Origin of the sequence: Paeniglutamicibacter sp. Y32M11 (assembly GCF_019285735.1) — a bacterium.
Classification (GTDB): Bacteria; Actinomycetota; Actinomycetes; order Actinomycetales; family Micrococcaceae; genus Paeniglutamicibacter.
Genome location: NZ_CP079107.1, coordinates 3,522,313 through 3,538,657 on the forward strand (window position 1 = coordinate 3,522,313; position 16,345 = coordinate 3,538,657).

15 protein-coding genes and 1 pseudogene are annotated in these 16,345 nt (G+C 61.2%); 3 read left to right on the top strand and 13 right to left on the bottom strand.

Translation table 11 applies throughout. The annotated features are described in order from the left end of the window. Positions 1 to 54 precede the first annotated feature (54 nt). Together KUF55_RS15635 and KUF55_RS15640 are read left to right on the top strand one after the other, a co-directional pair. Positions 55 to 2,733: a LuxR family transcriptional regulator gene (locus KUF55_RS15635; RefSeq protein ID WP_218817201.1), complete on the top strand. Its 2,679-nt coding sequence runs from the start codon at positions 55 to 57 to the stop codon at positions 2,731 to 2,733. A 38-nt stretch (positions 2,734 to 2,771) separates the two neighbouring features. Then, positions 2,772 to 3,566, top strand: a complete 795-nt coding sequence (locus KUF55_RS15640; protein WP_218817202.1) for an alpha/beta fold hydrolase — start codon at positions 2,772 to 2,774, stop codon at positions 3,564 to 3,566. A 106-nt stretch (positions 3,567 to 3,672) separates the two neighbouring features. Here the strand turns inward: KUF55_RS15640 and KUF55_RS15645 are convergent, their stop codons facing one another. The 13 genes and pseudogenes from KUF55_RS15645 to KUF55_RS15705 form a co-directional block, all read right to left on the bottom strand. After that, positions 3,673 to 3,861: a hypothetical protein gene (locus KUF55_RS15645; protein ID WP_218817203.1), complete on the bottom strand. Its 189-nt coding sequence runs from the start codon at positions 3,859 to 3,861 to the stop codon at positions 3,673 to 3,675. 86 nt (positions 3,862 to 3,947) lie between these two features. Further along, positions 3,948 to 4,499 (bottom strand): flavin reductase family protein, encoded by a 552-nt coding sequence (locus tag KUF55_RS15650; RefSeq protein WP_218817204.1) that lies wholly within the window; start codon positions 4,497 to 4,499, stop codon positions 3,948 to 3,950. Between the two features lie 168 nt (positions 4,500 to 4,667). Next, positions 4,668 to 5,522, bottom strand: coding sequence for a catechol 1,2-dioxygenase (gene catA, locus KUF55_RS15655; protein ID WP_218817205.1), 855 nt, complete (start codon positions 5,520 to 5,522; stop codon positions 4,668 to 4,670). 311 nt (positions 5,523 to 5,833) lie between these two features. Then, the gene (gene catC, locus KUF55_RS15660; protein WP_218817206.1) at positions 5,834 to 6,112 is read right to left on the bottom strand and encodes a muconolactone Delta-isomerase; all 279 of its coding nucleotides are present in this window, start codon (positions 6,110 to 6,112) and stop codon (positions 5,834 to 5,836) included. A gap of 34 nt (positions 6,113 to 6,146) precedes the next feature. Further along, positions 6,147 to 7,247, bottom strand: a complete 1,101-nt coding sequence (locus tag KUF55_RS15665; protein ID WP_218817207.1) for an enolase C-terminal domain-like protein — start codon at positions 7,245 to 7,247, stop codon at positions 6,147 to 6,149. Beyond that, complete coding sequence (locus KUF55_RS15670) at positions 7,244 to 8,137, bottom strand: LysR substrate-binding domain-containing protein (RefSeq protein ID WP_255557105.1); 894 nt, start codon at positions 8,135 to 8,137, stop codon at positions 7,244 to 7,246. The genes KUF55_RS15665 and KUF55_RS15670 overlap by 4 nt, the downstream gene beginning before the upstream one ends. A 173-nt stretch (positions 8,138 to 8,310) precedes the next feature. After that, positions 8,311 to 8,916 carry a phosphoribosylanthranilate isomerase gene (locus KUF55_RS15675; RefSeq protein WP_255557106.1) on the bottom strand — a complete coding sequence of 202 codons (606 nt, stop codon included), beginning with the start codon at positions 8,914 to 8,916 and terminating at the stop codon, positions 8,311 to 8,313. Positions 8,917 to 8,992: 76 nt separating this feature from the next. Next, positions 8,993 to 9,808 carry a hypothetical protein gene (locus tag KUF55_RS15680; RefSeq protein ID WP_218817208.1) on the bottom strand — a complete coding sequence of 272 codons (816 nt, stop codon included), beginning with the start codon at positions 9,806 to 9,808 and terminating at the stop codon, positions 8,993 to 8,995. Positions 9,809 to 10,073: 265 nt separating this feature from the next. Further along, positions 10,074 to 10,844, bottom strand: coding sequence for a hypothetical protein (locus KUF55_RS15685; RefSeq protein WP_218817209.1), 771 nt, complete (start codon positions 10,842 to 10,844; stop codon positions 10,074 to 10,076). A gap of 111 nt (positions 10,845 to 10,955) precedes the next feature. Next, complete coding sequence (locus tag KUF55_RS15690) at positions 10,956 to 12,386, bottom strand: dihydrolipoamide acetyltransferase family protein (RefSeq protein WP_168150581.1); 1,431 nt, start codon at positions 12,384 to 12,386, stop codon at positions 10,956 to 10,958. A gap of 60 nt (positions 12,387 to 12,446) precedes the next feature. After that, a complete protein-coding gene (locus KUF55_RS15695) occupies positions 12,447 to 13,427 on the bottom strand; it encodes an alpha-ketoacid dehydrogenase subunit beta (protein WP_132359828.1) in 981 nt (326 codons plus the stop codon). Beyond that, a pseudogene (pdhA, locus tag KUF55_RS15700) lies at positions 13,424 to 14,518 on the bottom strand (pyruvate dehydrogenase (acetyl-transferring) E1 component subunit alpha); the annotation flags it as partial. The pseudogene pdhA and the gene KUF55_RS15695, both read right to left, overlap by 4 nt. Before the next feature lie 176 nt (positions 14,519 to 14,694). Continuing rightward, positions 14,695 to 15,816, bottom strand: a complete 1,122-nt coding sequence (locus KUF55_RS15705) for a histidinol-phosphate transaminase (RefSeq protein WP_218817210.1) — start codon at positions 15,814 to 15,816, stop codon at positions 14,695 to 14,697. 110 nt (positions 15,817 to 15,926) lie between these two features. Between KUF55_RS15705 and KUF55_RS15710 the strand changes: the two genes are divergently transcribed. Next, complete coding sequence (locus KUF55_RS15710) at positions 15,927 to 16,328, top strand: phage holin family protein (protein WP_218817211.1); 402 nt, start codon at positions 15,927 to 15,929, stop codon at positions 16,326 to 16,328. Positions 16,329 to 16,345: the final 17 nt, after the last annotated feature.

The following is a 16,345-nucleotide window of genomic DNA, read 5'->3' on the forward strand; positions in this document are numbered from 1 at the left end:
CGTTGTTCACGCGGCCCCGGCTATTTACATTGAAAGGTTGGTAGTCGCGGATCCATGGATCAACAACGAGCAACGGCGCTTTTGGCTCGATTGCTGCAGTCTGCCGAAGGTGGAGCGCCTCAACTGGTGGTGGTGCAGGGCCCCTCGGGGTGCGGCAAAAGCACCACGGTGCGGCGCTTCATGGAAAACAACAAGCACGTGGCGTCCTTCTCCTCCGCCGGCGCGCGTTGGGAACAAGACCTGCCAGGATCCGCCCTGCAGGAAATGCTTGATACCTCTAACATCGCCGAGGGAGTGTCACTTCCCGAGCGACTGATGGCCTTCCTCAAGGCCGTGGGTAAGCGCCCGGGTATCTTCCTGGTGGAAAACCTGCAGTGGGCCGATACCCATTCCCTCGCTGCCTTGCTCTTCGCCTGGCGTCGACTGCGTGGTGAACGCGTACTGCTGATTCTCACCCTCCGACAGGAGGATGCCGCGTTCCTGCCGCCCGGCGCCGAGGAACTGATTAGGACGCCCAACAGCACCACCCTTGAGTTGGATCCGCCCAGCCCCGCGGCACTAAAGGAAATTTCCAATACCCGGCTCGGCGTGGAACTTTCCGCCGCCGCCGCCGATCAGCTGGCCACCTATACCGGCGGCAATATCCATACCGTCCTGAACCTCATTCGGGAAAATCCTGACGAAACATGGAACCACCTCAACCATCGTTTTCCGGCTCCCCGGGCGCTCAGCGCCGAAGCCGCCACGCGATTAAGCGGTGTCTCCGACGCCGCCCGTTCGCTGATCGAGGCGGCCGCCATACTTCAACCCGGAGTCAGGCTGGACGCCGTGGTGGAGCTCACCAAAGCGGATGACCCCTTGCCGCTGGTTGAAAAATGTGTGGCCTCCGGATTGGTATCGGTGGCCGGCAGCGGTGGGAACCTCACGCTGGTGTTCCCCGGTCCTCTAGAACAGATGGCCATTTATCATCTGATCCCACTCTCGCGGCGACTAGCCTTGCACGGCGCCGCGGCAACCCTGAGCGACGACGAGGGCGAGGCCCTGGCTCACCGCGCCGATGCCACCTTGCTCTCTGACCCGGCGCTGTCGCACCAGCTGGAACTTTATGCGGAAAAGCAGTCGCGGAAGAGCGCATGGGCAGCTGCAGCAGTTGCCCTGCATCGGGCCGCCAGCCTGGAGCCCGAGCCTACACAACGCGAACCGCTTTTTCTGCGGGCAGTGGATGCCACGGTGGCAGCCGGCGATTTGCCCAGCGCTCTGGCCTTCTCCGACGAGCTGGCAAGCCTACCGGCCAGCCCCGAACGCGATCTACTATCCGGGTACATTGCCATCCTCCAGGGCCGAGCCAACACCGCCGACCGCTGGCTCACCAGCTCGTGGACAGGTGCCAAGGAATCCTCGTTAACCAGAATCATGGCGACCGTCGCCCAACGCCGAGTCCTTCATTCCCTGTGCAAGCTCGACGGTCGTCTCTTATCCAGCTGGGCGGCAAAAACTCGGGAACTCGCCCCGACCGGAAGCACCGTGGCCGTGGAGGCCTCCGTGATTCACGGTCTGGGCTTGGGCATGCTGGGCCAAAGCCGGGAGGGCGAGGAAATGCTCGCCAACCTACTGAAAACCCTGCCCACCGGAGCCCAGCGCCAACGCGCCGAAATGGCCATGGGTTGGTTACATATCGCCGGGGATCAAATAGAACTGGCTCGCCATGAATTAGCCAGTTCCAGCTCCACGGATTACTCCGAGGGTTCCCACCGCATTGCCCTGTGGGCCAGGGGTTGGCTTGCCCGAGCCGAATTTTCCGCCGGCGATTGGGATCAGGCTTTGGAAACGGTGCGAGCTGGCGTCCTGATTCAGGAGCGCTCCGGAATCGAATTGGTCAGCCCCTTGCTGCACCACACCGCTGTCCTGATCCACTCCATGCGCGGGGAACGCGAAGAGGTCGAGGCCCATCTGGCCAAGGCCTGGGCACGGACCGGAAGCTACGAAGTCATGCAGGTGCCCTACCGCATGGCTAGGGCGGCGGCGGCCAGGGCCAGAGCCGACTATGACGAAGTGCTCCTGGCACTCGAACCCATGCTGACCTTTGACCGTACTGGGGGCATTGACGAACCCGGTTTCTGGCCATGGCAGGACACCTACGCCGATGCGCTGGTACGCAAGGACCGATTGGAGGAAGCAGAGGCGTTCCTGGATCCGTTTGAGGAGGTGGCCCGCCAACGCAAGCACCGTTCCTCCGTGGCACGGTGTTTGGTGGTGCGTGGTCAGATCTGTGGCGCGCGCGGTGACCAGAACGGTGCACGCGCCGCCTTCGAGGAGGCCCTGGCCTTGTTGCAGGGCCTCACGCTTCCGGTCTTGCGGGCCCACGTGGAGTACGCCTATGGGCAATCCCTGCGCAGGTCTGGGAAACGCGCGGATGCTGCGGGTCCACTGACCCGGGCACTGGCTGGTTTCACGCAATTGGGCGCTGCCATCTACATCGATCGCTGCAACCGAGAGTTACAAGCGACGGGCATCAGCGTTCCGCGCCGCGATCCGGCCGATTGGTCATCGCTCACCTCCCAGGAAAAGGCCGTCGCCGATCTTGTCTGCGCCGGGGCCAGCAATAAAAAGGCCGCGGAGGAGCTGTTCATCGGTTCCAAGACGGTCCAGTACCACTTGACCAGGATCTACGCGAAGCTCGGGGTCAGCACACGCACCGAGCTTGCCGCACGGTACCGGGACAACGAGCGCTAAGCATGGGCAGCAAGGGCTTGTGGGCGTAGCCTGAAACCATGGGATCCGAGGTCAGGAAGCTCAGACTCGCCACGGGCATTGAATTGCCGTGTTTCATCGACGGAGACGCGGATGCCAGGCCGCTGTTGTTGCTCCATGCGTGGGGAGAATCCTTCGAAAGCTTCGACCGATTGGCGCCCCTGCTGGGCAGCTTCAGGATCTACGCGCCGGACCTGCGCGGCCAGGGGGATGCGGACAAGCCGGTCGACGGCTATGCTCTGGCCGAACAAGCCGCGGATGCCGCTGCAATTCTCGCGGCCCTAGACGTTCCCCGGGCATTCGTCCTCGGCTCCTCGAGCGGCGGATATGTGGCCCAGGCGCTGGCCGTGGGCTACCCGGAGTGTGTCGCGGCACTGGTGTTGGTGGGCGCACCCCTGAGCTTGCGGAGGCGGCCCGACTTCACGGAGAAGGTCGAGGCCCTGACGGATCCCGTCAGTGTGGCGTGGGTCCGCGAATCGTTCTCGTGGTTCCCGCTGCTGCACGAGGTTCCCGCATGGTTCATCGATGACCGCGTAGATGACGGAACCAGGATGCCCGCACACGTGTGGCGGGCCATCCTAGATGGGCTGTGTGAGGCCACTCCGCCCACCGAATCTGGAACCATTGATGCACCCACACTGATCCTGTGGGGCGGGCACGACCACCTGCTATCACTGGCCGACGAGCAGACCCTGGCCGCTCGCATCGCGGGGTCGGTCCTGAAGGTTTATCCGGACTCGGGTCACTTGATCCTCTGGGAATGCCCGGAAGAGGTGGCGGCAGACGCAATGGAGTTTCTTGCGGCGCTGCATTGAGTCGGCGAGCGGCGGGAGACCGGGATTAAACACGCGAGAGGCCCCGGACAGCGTCGTTGCTGTCCGGGGCCTCTCGCAAATTTCCGTGGTGCTTGGGACGAAAGTTTTAGGCGGCAAGCAGTGAGGTGAAGTGTTCGCTGGACTGCAGTGTGGGTTGCGAAAGTTCGCGCTCCATTTCGGGCATCCAACCGGTCCAGGCCCAGTGGTTCGATTCCTGGACGGTGTCAGCAGTGGTTCGCAAGTTGGTCGCGGACCGGTGTTCTCCTGCGGTCTTTCGCCGTGTTGAAATAAACATGGTGTTCTCCTTGGTGGCCAAGTAGTGCATGGATTGATCAGTGAGGTGTTGGGTGCTTCGCTTCGTCGTGGAACGCGGCGCGGGTGTTACCGGATCAACGACTGAAAGTTCGTGGCGCCGGCGAACCAGCTGCCATCCCGGTGGCCTTCCAGAGGCTCACCCAGGCGGTGGAACGCGCCCTCGTGGAAAAGCAGAGGGTCGGTTTGTCCCACCGTGAGCGAGCAAACTTCGCCGACCACGATGATGTGGTCACCGCCGTCATAGTTGTTCCATGCCCGGCATTCCAGCGTGGCTGCGTTGCCCACCAACACCGGCACATTTCCGTTGAGCATCCATTGGGGCTCGTTTTCGCCTGCATCGCCGGCGAAGTGCTTGGCGATCCCTAGTTGGTCTGCCGCAAGGATGTTGATGGCGAAGGCCGACCCGTCTAAGTGCTTCGCCGCCCGTGAGCTGCGCGTCAGGGTGATCTGCGCCAGCGGCGGATCCAGTGACACCGCGACGAACGCAGTCACCATGGCCCCGTAAGGGTTGCCGTCGGTCCCCTGCGTGGTCACTATCGTGACGCCGCTGGCAAACTGACCAAAGGCGCTACGAAGATCACTCGTGTTCAACGGGCTCAACATGGTTTCCTGGGACATTTCGAGTTCACTTTCGCGTGGAGGTACCGGGAGACAGAGGTGATTGGCACCCTGCGCTGGTACCCGGCAGTGACGCCGCGCGCGGCATCACTGCTATGCGGTGGTACGACAACGGCGGGGTCCCCGGATGTTCTCCGTGGAGCCCCGCCGTAACGAGGTGGTAAGGACCTACTTGGCTTCGGGGTCAAGCACGAAGTCGTAAGTGGTCTGCACGCCGGAGCCTTCGGTGGCTGGCTTGATTTCGAGCAGCAGTTCCGGCTTCACCGCGGTCGCGATGTCGTCGTCGTTGTGTGCGTCGCCCGGGAAGTACAGCTGGGCGGTGAGCAGTTCGTGGCCCGGGGCGGAAACCTTCAGGTGCAGGTGAGCCGGACGCCAGGCGTGCCAGCCGGCGGCGGCGATCAGCTGTCCGCAGGCTCCGTCGGTCGGGATCTGGTACGGGGCGGGCTGCATGGTGTTGATCTGGAAGTTGCCCTCCTCGTCGGCAATGAAGCTGCCGCGCAGGTTCCACTCCGGAATATTCGGCGCGAACTGCGAGTAGAAGCCCTCTTCGTCGGCGTGCCACAGTTCGATCTTGGCGTTGGACAGCGCGCTGCCGTCGGTGGAACGGACCTGGCCCTGGAAGAGCAACGGGGTGCCCTGCTCGTCTTCTCGCATGGAGATGGTGGCCGGGGACTTCTGCTCCGGCGACTCAGGGATGTAGTACGGGCCCTCGATGGAGCCCTTGTTGCCCTCGCGGTGATCGGTGGCGACTTCCTCGACCGAGTGCTCGAGCCATACGTCCATGAACAACGGCCATTCGCCATCTTCGCCGACCTGGATCAGCCAAGCCTTCAGGGCATTGAACTCGTCGTAGCTCACGCGCTCTTCGAGGACAATGTCATTGGCTGCCTTGATCAGCTTGCTGGCCAAGAGATTGACGCGCTCGACATCGGCGGCGATGGAGGCAGTCTTTCCGGACTGGCGGAAACGATCGGTCGCTGCGTTACCTGAGGCGGCTGCACTGGCGGTGGTTTCGGTGCTCACGAGTTACTCCTTCTATCTCCTGCTGGAGGGGTGTTGATGCGCTGGTTCGATGTCACATGATGCGGTGATGACTGTCACAGCGACTTGGTATGCATTCAATCTATGCCTCTTATTGAGAAGAGGGAAATACTTTTTTCGACGCTATTCATACGTGAAACATCTTAGTTTGCTCTCGACGGACGCCGCTTCCCATCAAATAAGCATTCGACGCGTAATTCTCTGTCCGTAGCACCCAAAATGGCCATGGGCCGCATCGTGATGATGCGGCCCATGGCCAGGGTGTTCTCTCGGCGATCGTATCGCCGGTCCGTCTAGCGGATCGAGTTAGGGTGTTTGGCCAGCGGCGTGATCTTGATCTTCATGTAGGCGTACATCGGGAAGCCACTGAGGATCTGGTGCAGTTCGTCATTGGACTCAACGTCAAAGATCGAGTGGTTGGCATATTCGCCAACGATGCGCCAGATGCCGACCATCTTGCCACTGCGCTGGAGGCCACCTGAGTATTCCTTCTCGCGAGCAGTAAAATCTGTGATCTGCTCTTGCGTCAGGTGGGCCGGAAAGGTTACGTCCATGCGGGCGAGGAATATCATTACGTCTCCTGTGAGGGCTTCGAGGTAGGAATTTCTAGTTCTGACGGTATCGGGCGAGCTTGGCTTCATCGATGCCAGCGCCGACACCTGGCACGTTGCGCACCGAAATGCGGCCGCCACTGATGCGGATGGGGTCTGCCAAGAGATCATCCGCCATGTCCAAGAAGTTGGACAGCTCACCGGCACGGCGGGTGGTGGCCTCGTGGGCGGCACCAAAGGTGACGGTGGCCAAGGATCCAACCTGCGTGTCGATCTGGTTTCCCATGGTGACGTCCACACCTAGACCGGTGCACAAGCCCAGGATCTCTGTCGCCTCGGTGAATCCGCTGCGGGCGGTCTTGATGCAAATCGCGTTCGAGCCGCCGGAGAGCAGTTCGCGTGAAACGTCTCCCGCGGTGGGCACCGATTCATCGCCCACGATGGGGATCGGGGAATTCTCCACGAGACGACGGCGGCTCATGGCCTCCTTCGCATCACACGGCTCTTCCAGGGCAGTCAGCCCCAGACCCTCGGTGCGGCGCAGCACCTCCATGGCCTCGTTGGCGCTCCAACCGCGGTTGGCATCGAGGTAGAGCTCAACCTCGTCGCCAAGTCCGGCGCGCAAGACGTGGCAGGCCTCGATGTCGAGGGCCAGCGGGCGACGCCCCACCTTCAATTTGAAGGTGGTAATTCCGTATTCCTCGCCGAAGCGCAGCGCTTCGTCGAGCAGCTCCTGGGCCGGCCGGAAACCGAGCATGTGTGAAACGCGCATCGAGTCGGTGTAGCCACCGAGCAGCTTGTGAACCGGGGTGCCCAGCGCCTTACCCATCAGGTCCCACAGGGCGATGTCCAGCGCACCCTTGGCCACCTGGTTGTGAATCGTGCGGGCCATAATTTCGTGAATCTTGCCGCGGTCAAAGGGATCAAGTCCGATGATCTGCGGAGCAAAGATGCTCTCGATGATGGTGATGATTGATTCTTGGGTTTCGCCATAGGTGTACGGACGCGGCGGTGCGTCTGCCTCCCCGACGAGTCCCTCGTCGGTGTGGATCCGCACCAAAACATGTTCGGCGTCAGTGACCTGACCGCTAGCGAATTTCAGCGCATGGTTATAGGGAATCGAGTAGGGAATCGCTTCGATGCGTAGGATCTTCACGCCGGGTTTCCTTCCGTGGGGGCTGGAGCCTCAAAGAGGTCCAAGAACTTTTTCAGCAGAGCAGTTTCGTTATCTGTTTTCCAAGCGACCGCAAGATCGACCGCCGGCGCGTTGCGCAACTGGCGGAAGACGATGCCCTGTAGCGCAAACATGCGCCGGGCAGTGGGGACCAAGGCGACACCCATCCCCGCCGCGACAAATGACAACAGGGTCGAGGTTTCCTGGGTTTCTTGAACAATGTGGGGGCTGAAACCCGCCTGACGACAGGCCTCTATGGAGATGGTGTTAACCGCGGAGGTCAGCGGGTAGGTAATGAAGGGTTCCTCGGCGAGGTCCGAGAGATCCAGCAACCCTCGAGAGGCCAGCTCGTGGTCTTCGGGCAGGGCAACCACGAGTTCGTCTTTTTCTAGGAACTTCAGGCTCAGTTGGTTTGAACGGATCGGTGGGCGCAACACTGCGACATCCACACGTTGTTCTTCCAAGGCGATTTCCATTTCGGGGGTGAGCATCTCCCCCTGAACGTTCAGGCGCAATCCGGGCATGTGGACCCGGGCCGCTTGCACGATCATGGGCATTAATCGGTAGGTGGCGGTGCCGGAAACCCCGACCCGCAGCACCCCGCTGGCACCCTGACCCACGAGCTTCACGTCTTGTTCGAGCTTATCGATTTCGGCCAGCAGTAACCTGGCCCGGGCCAGGAGCAATTCACCGGCCGCGGTGAGATCAACCTTGCGGGTGGTACGGACCAACAGCTGGGTACCCAGCTGTTCCTCGAGCCCCTTGATTTGCTGGGAGAGCGGGGGCTGAGCCATGTGCAAACGTTGAGCAGCGCGACCAAAGTGCTTTTCCTCGGCCACGGCAATGAAGTAACGCATTTGACGTACTTCCACGTCGTCCACCCTCCGGTCGTGGGACACGGATGTGCACCACTGCCAGATTAGGACGCAAAGATTACTTATGGGAAATACATGTTCCGGCTCGATTAGGAGCTTTTAGGTATTAGTCGCGCATTTCCTCGCCCGCATTGGTGACGTAGGGCACGAGTTCGCGGGCGTTGACGGGTTTAAGACGTGCTGTCGGTGGCCGAGCGTGCCGCGGTAATGAAGCCCCGAATCAGTTCACTATCCTTGATGCCGCGGCTGGACTCCACCCCCGAGGACACGTCCACTCCGGCCGGGTGCAGCGTCGCCACCAAGTGCGCCACGTTTCCCGGGTTCAAACCTCCGGCCAGGATCCAGCTACCAGCTGGCGGTGCGTCAACAAGGTCAGCGGCGTCAAAGGTGACCCCCGCGCCGGGTTCAACAGCATCAAGCAGAATCCTGCCGGTTTCCCAGCGTGAACGCTGAGCATCATCGAGCGCGCGGTAGCTATTAATACTCATGGCCCGCAAAATGCCAAAGCCCTGGGCTTGCACCCTTTCACTGTCCGCGACAGTTTCGTCCCCGTGCAATTGCACGGTGTCAACACCCGAGCGGCGGGCCAGCTCGAGTACCTCGTCCACCGGCTGGTTACGGAAGACTCCCACCGTTTCGATGTGTCCCGGGACGTTCGCGATAAGTTCCTTGGCAAGGTCGGGGCCGACGGTGCGTGGACTGCCGGGGGCGAAGACGAAGCCCACGGCGTTCGCCCCGGCCGCAACGGCAGCGGCCACCGTCTCGGGTGTGCTCAACCCACAGATCTTTAAATACAGTTCGTGATTCACTCGGTTCTTCCGCGTCGGCTCGGTAGTTGCCTGTGTTTCCATGCTACTTCTCCACGTCCATGCTGAGCATCACTTCCCGTAGCAAGCGGTAGTCCCGGCTCTGCATGATCTTCCGAGCGGCAGCGAGGCTCACCTGGTCATCGTTGAATCCCAGTTCCTCGGCCAGGTCATCGGAACTGGTGAGCTGGGCGCTAAAGTCTTTTTTGGGGCGGAAGAAGCTCAGTGCGGGGTTCGCCTCACGCACCTCGGTTGCTGCGGCATCATTAAGCATCAGCAGCACCTTTTGTTCCGGATCCTTGCCGGGAGTGTGCAAGACGAAGTGTTCGAAAACCACCGCAGCGGGGGCGAGGAAGTTCGCCTCCACGGGCGTGGACTCCAGCACGGTGCGCTGGTAGGTGCTGATGTCCCCGTCGGTGCCGGTGGCAGAATCGGCGCGGAACTCGGCGATCTCGTTGCCGTGGGCGTCCTCGATATCCCACTTGGTGAACGGGTCGGCCAGCGGCTTGGCCGTGGCGTTGCAGTCGCGGCAGTCATCCTCCTCGATGTTCCAGTCGGGAGGGTATTTGAAGCTCAGGCCTTGGGTGGTGAAAGTCTTCCAGTCCGCGGTGTTGATCTGCTTCTCAGGGTTCGGGGACGCACTGGTCGTCGATGTACCGCTGTCCCCCGCCGTACGTTGTTCGGACGGATCTTGCGGAGGTCCGATGGGGGTCGAGTCCACGGTGCGCGAATCCTGCGGTACCCACGGCGCGATCTCTGCGCATCCGGAGACCAAGAGTGTGCACAGTAGCGAGGCGACGCCAACAGCCCTGGCCACAACCGTCGGCCTGGCGGGGGTTCTCACTTCGGGGCCATTACTCATCGGTGGTCTCCTGGGCGCGAGTGCCAAATCGGACATCGATAACGATCCCACTGTGCCCCATCGAGTGCAGACTCGCCAAGGCGCGCGGAAGGACCATCCGATGCGCGCATGACACGCTGTATCGGTGCCGGGCGTCTATTTGATTGTTCCAACACGCAAGACAGTTAATCAGCAGTCCCGACTCTGGACATAATCGCGTCGACATCCGCCGTCGTCGGCGCCGACATCTCCATCGGCGCGGACGAGGCACCTCGGGTGATGAGACCTAGAAGGAGCTCGCCCGAACCGAAAGCAAAACCGTCTTCATGCTTTGGTAACTCTCGGTCTTCATAAACTGCTTGGCCTTGCCCTTGGAAACGTGGTTCTTATCCATGCCACCGGTTTCCATAAACTCCGGCGTGGTTTGAATCCAGGTTGCTACTTCTGCCCGCGGATGGAAGTACACGAGGAAGGGGTTCTGATCACGCGTCGCCAGGTTCGCATCCGCGGAAAGCATCAGTGTCGCTTGCTGTGCCTTCCGTTCGGTTACCGTCGGTTCCCCCTGCGAATAATCGATCCGCACGTGTTCGAAGACCAAGCTGGTCGGCTCGTAGTCGATCCCCTGGACCACGGCGGTGTCCAGGTCGGTGCGACTATAGATACCCATGTTCCCGTCGGTGTCCCCCACGAAGTTTGGGAACACGTTGGCTACCAACACACCGTTCTGATCCACGATGTTCCACGCCGAGTACTCGTTTTCCGGCAGCGGCGGATCATCCACCTCGCAGCCGTCGCAGGTGTAGGGCACGATGGCCCAGTCAGCGGGATACTCGAAGGCGATCCCGGATTTGTCGAAGGTTTGCCAGTCCGAGGTGTTGATAGATGTTGCCGGCGCGTTGGCAACTGCCGGGGCGGTGCCGGGCGCGGTGAAGGCCGGGGTTATTCCCGTGCCGCCAATCAGTAGCGCGGAGGCCACCGCGCCGATGGCCAACAGGAGTCGGCGTCGGCGGAATGGTGGGTGGGTGGAGAGGGTAGATAATTTCGGTGCGTTCCTCACGGTGTGCTCCTTGGGCTCTGGCTCCGACGATTTGCCGGAAGGTGCCAGTACCCCTGTTATGTCCACCGCGTGATGCCCGGTGACGTACCGGGCATCACAACATGATAACTATCAGTCCAGCAGGAGTGCGGGCTCCTGCATGATGGAGGCGACGTCCGCCATGAAGCGAGCGGACAGATCCCCATCCACCACCCGGTGATCGAAGGAACCACCCAAGGTGGTGATCCAGCGCGGAACCACAGCACCGTCAACAACCCACGGCTTTTGCTTGATGGTACCGAAGGCAACAATGGCTACCTCGCCCGGATTGATGATCGGGGTTCCGGTATCAATGCCGAGCACACCAATATTGGTCACCGTCAGCGTGCCGCCGGTCATGTCGGCCGGGGACGTTTTGCCGGCGCGGGCGGTTTCGGCCAAATCGTTCAGGGCGATCGCCAGTTCGCGCATGGACAGATCCTGCGCTTCCTTGATGTTGGGTACCAGCAGACCACGCGGGGTGGCGGCTGCGATGCCCAGGTTCATGAAGTGCTTGGTCTGGATCTCGGCACCAGTTTCCGTGGGAACCCACGAGGCGTTCACCGAGGGGTTCCGCGCTGCTGCCCAAATGACGGCCTTGGCCAGGACCAGCAACGGAGAAACCTTGATGCCTTCGAAGTCGCGGCTCTTCTTCAAGCGGGCCACATACTCCATGGTGCGTGAGGCATCCACGTCAACAAAGATTGATACGTGCGGGGCGCTGAAGGCCGACTCGACCATGGCCTTGGCGGTGGCCTTACGAATGCCACGAACCGGGGTGCGCACGATGCGCGAGTCCAGCTCCACACCCTGCGGTGACCAGAAGGTCGGGGCCGCGTCGCGTTCTACCTCGCGCTGACCCTTGTAGGACAGCACGTCATCGCGCGTGATCTCGCCCTGTCCACCGGTACCGATGACCTGACGCAGATCCACACCGAGTTCCTTGGCGACCTTGCGCACCGGCGGCTTGGCCAGTACCCGGTCAACAAACGCCGCGACGGCTGGCTTGGCTGCAGCGGTGAGGCGGGTTGATGCCTGAGAAAATTCGCTGGCGCGGCGCGAAATAGTATCGGACAGCGCCGCCGGGATCACCGGGGAGCCTCCGGATTGTGCCGCGGTTTTGCCTGACTTTCCGACAGCCGGACGGGAGACGCGGGCACGGCGCTTGACGGCGTCGGCCTTGGGGCCGGAGCCGACCAGCGGACCTGGTTCCTCGCTGGCCACCGGGGTGTCGGATTCGGCGATTTCCGCCACGTCCGGCACGTTGTGCATCGGTGCAGGGGTGGAACCGGCCTCCGTGACGCTGAACAGTGGTGTGCCAACGGCCAGCGTTTCACCCTCGGCGGCATGAAGTTCGCTGACCACACCGGCGTAGGGGCTGGGCAGCTCGACCAGCGACTTTGCCGTTTCGATCTCGACGAAGACCTGGTTCACCACAACGGTGTCACCGGGCTTGACTTTCCACGTGACAATTTCGGCCTCGGTGAGGCCTTCGCCGACATCGGGAAGGTTGAAGGTGCTCATCCTCTGACTCCTTTTAGAACAATGCTGATGCGTTTCGGTGGCGCGAGTGCTCACCAATGATTAGTAGGCGAAGGACCGATCGAGTGCTTCGAGGACTTTGTCGATATCCGGCAGGTACTGTTCTTCGACCTTGGCCACCGGGTAGGGCATGTGGAATCCGCCAACACGAATGACCGGGGCTTCCAAGGACAGGAAGGCGCGTTCGGAAACGCGGGCAGCAATCTCTCCACCAATGCCACCGAAGGTCGGAGCCTCATGGGTAATGATGAGTCGGCCGGTCTTTTCCACCGATTCGGTGATGGTGTCAAAATCGATCGGCGAGACCGAGCGCAGGTCAATGACCTCCACGCTGCGTCCGTCCTCGCGTGCCGCCTCGGCAGCGGCTAGGGCAACGGGGACCAGCGGGCCGTAGGTGACGATGGTGGCATCGTCGCCGGGGCGGATGACCTGGGCTTTGAAGGCGTCGGCGGCCGGGTTTTCGGTATCAACCTCACCCTTGAGCCAGTAACGGCGCTTGGGTTCGAAGAAGATGACCGGGTCCTGGCAGGCTGCTGCCTGCTGAATCATCCAGTAGGCATCATGCGCATTGGACGGTGCCATAATGCGCAGACCCGCGGTGTGGGCAAAGAGGGCTTCGGGTGATTCCGAGTGGTGCTCGATGGAACCGATGCCACCGCCATACGGGATGCGGATGACGACCGGGGCGCCGAAGCGGCCCTCGGAGCGGGCGCGCATCTTGGCCAGCTGCGTGGTGATCTGGTTAAACGCGGGGAAGACAAAACCATCAAATTGGATCTCGGCGATCGGCGAGTAGCCGCGAATCGCCATTCCAATGCTGGTGCCGACGATTCCGGCCTCGCCCAGTGGGGAGTCGATCACGCGGTCGGGACCGTAGGTATTAATAAGGCCGTCGGTGACGCGGTAAACGCCGCCAAGGCGTCCAATGTCTTCGCCTATGAGCAGTGACTTGGGATTGGCAGCCAAGACGGCATCAAGTCCGGCGGTAATGGCCTTGGCCAAAGTCATCGTGGTGGTGCTCATCGGGTGGCCCCTTCCTCGGTGTTATCGGCGAATCCAGCCTCGTATTCCAAGTGCCATTTCAGCTCTTCCTGGATCAAGGGGTGTGCCTCGGCATAAACGTTGGCGAAGGATTGGGAGAGTTCCGGATCGGGGAACGCCATCGCTTCTTCACGCACGCGAGTGGCCATCTGATTGCCGTCGATAACAACCTGTTCGAAGAATGCGTCATCGGCCAGCTGGTTGTCCCGCAGGTGCTTTTCCAAACGGAGCATCGGATCCCGTGTCACCCAGGCCTGCTCGTCGGCATCGAGCCGGTACTTCGTCGGATCATCGGCCGTGGTGTGCGCACTCATCCGATAGGTAACTGCCTCGATGAGGACCGGACCTTCGCCGCGACGAGCACGGTCAAGAGCCCAGCGAGTGACGGCCAGAACTGCCAAGACGTCATTGCCGTCGACCCGGATCCCCGGGAATCCGTAGCCAGCGGCGCGCTCGGCCAGAGCCACCTTGGACTGGACGTGGAAGGGAACGGAGATGGCCCACTGATTGTTCTGGCAGAAGAAGACCACCGGAGAATTAAAGCTGGCGGCAAAGACCATTGACTCATGGACTTCGCCCTCGCTGGAGGAACCATCACCGAAGTAAGCAACAACAGCGGTTCCGTCCTTTTCCAGGCGTTCGGCATCCCAGCCGGCCTGGTCACGCTGGACACCCATGGCATATCCGGTGGCATGAGGCATCTGCGCCGCCAGCACCATGGTGTACATGTGGAAGTTGTTTTCCCGCGGATCCCAACCACCGTTGGAGATGCCGCGGAAGATCCTCAGCATTTGTGGGAAGTCCACGTTGCGGGTCAGCGCAACGCCGTGTTCGCGGTAGGTGGGGAAGATGTAATCGTTGGGACGCGTGGCGCGGCCCGAGCCGATCTGCGCGGCTTCCTGCCCACGCAGCGGGACCCACAGAGCTAGCTGTCCCTGGCGCTGCAGAGCCGTAGCTTCCTGATCAAAACGGCGGGTCAGCGCCATGTCGCGGTAGAACCCACGCAACATTTCGGCGTCCACATCCTGAATGAAGCTGTCGTACTCGGCATTCGAGCGACGTTCCCCCTCGGGGTAAGGAGCTGTACCAGCGCTTGCTCCGAGGTCTCGTGCACGGTGTTGGTCATACCGAGGGCGTCCTTACGTACATGAAATATGCCCGATACGGAATATATTCCGCATCGGGCATATAGCGGGATTATCTGTTCTAGCCTAGCGGTGGGAAGCCGCAAACCACGACTTATCCCTACCTAGGAAAGCTTCGTGCCTTTTGGATAGTTCCCACAAAGTTCGAGGAGACGGGTGTTGGCTTCAACCTCACCGATAGTCACCCGGACTCCATCGCCTTCAAAGCCACGCACCGAGAGGGCGTTCCCCGCGGCAAGCTCCACGAACTCGGCCGTATCAGGACCCAATGGAAGCCACACAAAGTTGCCGTCGGCCGCGGGAATGTTCCATCCCAGCTGGCGGAGGCCCGCAACGACACGAGTGCGCTCGTCGACGATCTTTTGTACCCTTTCGACAACCTTGTCGTAGTGGGCAAGCGAGGCTACCGCGGCATCTTCCGCGATCGAAGACACGGCAAAGGCCGTGGCGGCTATGCGAAGTTCCGCAGTGATTTCCGGGTGCGAAACCGAGTACCCGACACGAAGGTTAGCCAGTCCATGGGCCTTCGAGAAGGTCCGCAGCACCACAACATTGGCGTATTTGCGGTACATCTCGATCCCGTCCACCACCTCCGGATCGCGCACAAACTCCATGTAGGCCTCGTCGATGACGATCAGTACGTTGGAGGGCACCTTGTGGATGAAAGCCTCAACTTCGGCACGGTGCAGCGCCGGGCCGGTGGGGTTGTTAGGTGTGCAAAGCAGGATCACCGAGGTGCGCTCATTGACCGCAGCAGCCATGGCGTCTAGGTCGTGGCGTCCACCGTCGCGCAGGGGCACCCGCACCGGAAGCGCGCCAGCTGTCTGAACCACGATCGGATAGGCCTCAAAGGAACGCCAGGCAAAGATCACTTCGTCCTGCACACCGTCATCGTCCTGACCGGCAAAGGTGGCCAGGATCTGCGTGAGTGCACCCAAGGATCCGGCACCCGTGACAACATCGTCGGCCGGAACGGATAAAAATTCGCTCAGAGCATTTCGTAGCTTCGTGGACAGCGGATCCGGATACCGGTTGAAATCCAGCTGAGCATGAATCGCGGCTACGACCTCCGGAAGCGGCGGGAGCGGATTCTCATTTGAGGAGAGCTTAAACGATTCCAGGCCCGGCACCTCACGCGGCGGCTTACCCGCAGCGTATTTCGGCATCCGACCAATGACGGTGCGAGGCTGAACCGGATCGTGGGGCGAAGTGTTTTCGGTGGTCATGACCACAGCCTATCGGTTGAACGCGTCCCATTGCCCCTCCGTTTTTCAAATCTGCCAACCTCCTGAAAATCAAGTTTTTGCACAGTTACCTCCACGGTGGGTATGCGAGTATGGAATCCATGATTGCGTTTCTCTTCCGGGTCGTCATTAACGCCCTAGCCCTAGCCGCAGCTGCCTGGATTGTTCCGGGCATTACCGTCACCTCGGCACCGTCCATGGACGCGAACCTCGGCGTGGTTTTGGCCTACCTCGTGGTGGGACTGGTCTTCGGATTGGTCAACGCCGTGGTCCGGCCCATCGTGAGCCTGCTATCAACGCCCATCACCTGCCTGACGCTGGGCTTGTTCACGCTGATCATCAACGCGGCAATGCTGCTTCTGACCTCTTGGCTCACCCAGTACCTCCCCATCGGGTTACACGTGGGCACCTTCTTCTGGGACGCCGTCATTGGTGCAGTGATTATTTCCATCGTCTCTGCCCTGTTGGGATGGTTCTCGCCGTCCAAACGTTAGGGCCACGCGGGGAGCTG

Coding starts and splice junctions, on each gene's coding strand:
- KUF55_RS15640 (WP_218817202.1), top strand. CDS start 2,772: ATGGGATCCGAGGTCAGGAAGCTCAGACTCGCCACGGGCATTGAATTG.
- KUF55_RS15690 (WP_168150581.1), bottom strand. CDS start 12,386: ATGAGCACCTTCAACCTTCCCGATGTCGGCGAAGGCCTCACCGAGGCC.
- KUF55_RS15650 (WP_218817204.1), bottom strand. CDS start 4,499: ATGTCCCAGGAAACCATGTTGAGCCCGTTGAACACGAGTGATCTTCGT.
- KUF55_RS15695 (WP_132359828.1), bottom strand. CDS start 13,427: ATGAGCACCACCACGATGACTTTGGCCAAGGCCATTACCGCCGGACTT.
- KUF55_RS15635 (WP_218817201.1), top strand. CDS start 55: ATGGATCAACAACGAGCAACGGCGCTTTTGGCTCGATTGCTGCAGTCT.
- KUF55_RS15680 (WP_218817208.1), bottom strand. CDS start 9,808: ATGAGTAATGGCCCCGAAGTGAGAACCCCCGCCAGGCCGACGGTTGTG.
- KUF55_RS15645 (WP_218817203.1), bottom strand. CDS start 3,861: ATGTTTATTTCAACACGGCGAAAGACCGCAGGAGAACACCGGTCCGCG.
- KUF55_RS15710 (WP_218817211.1), top strand. CDS start 15,927: ATGGAATCCATGATTGCGTTTCTCTTCCGGGTCGTCATTAACGCCCTA.
- catC (WP_218817206.1), bottom strand. CDS start 6,112: ATGATATTCCTCGCCCGCATGGACGTAACCTTTCCGGCCCACCTGACG.
- KUF55_RS15705 (WP_218817210.1), bottom strand. CDS start 15,816: ATGACCACCGAAAACACTTCGCCCCACGATCCGGTTCAGCCTCGCACC.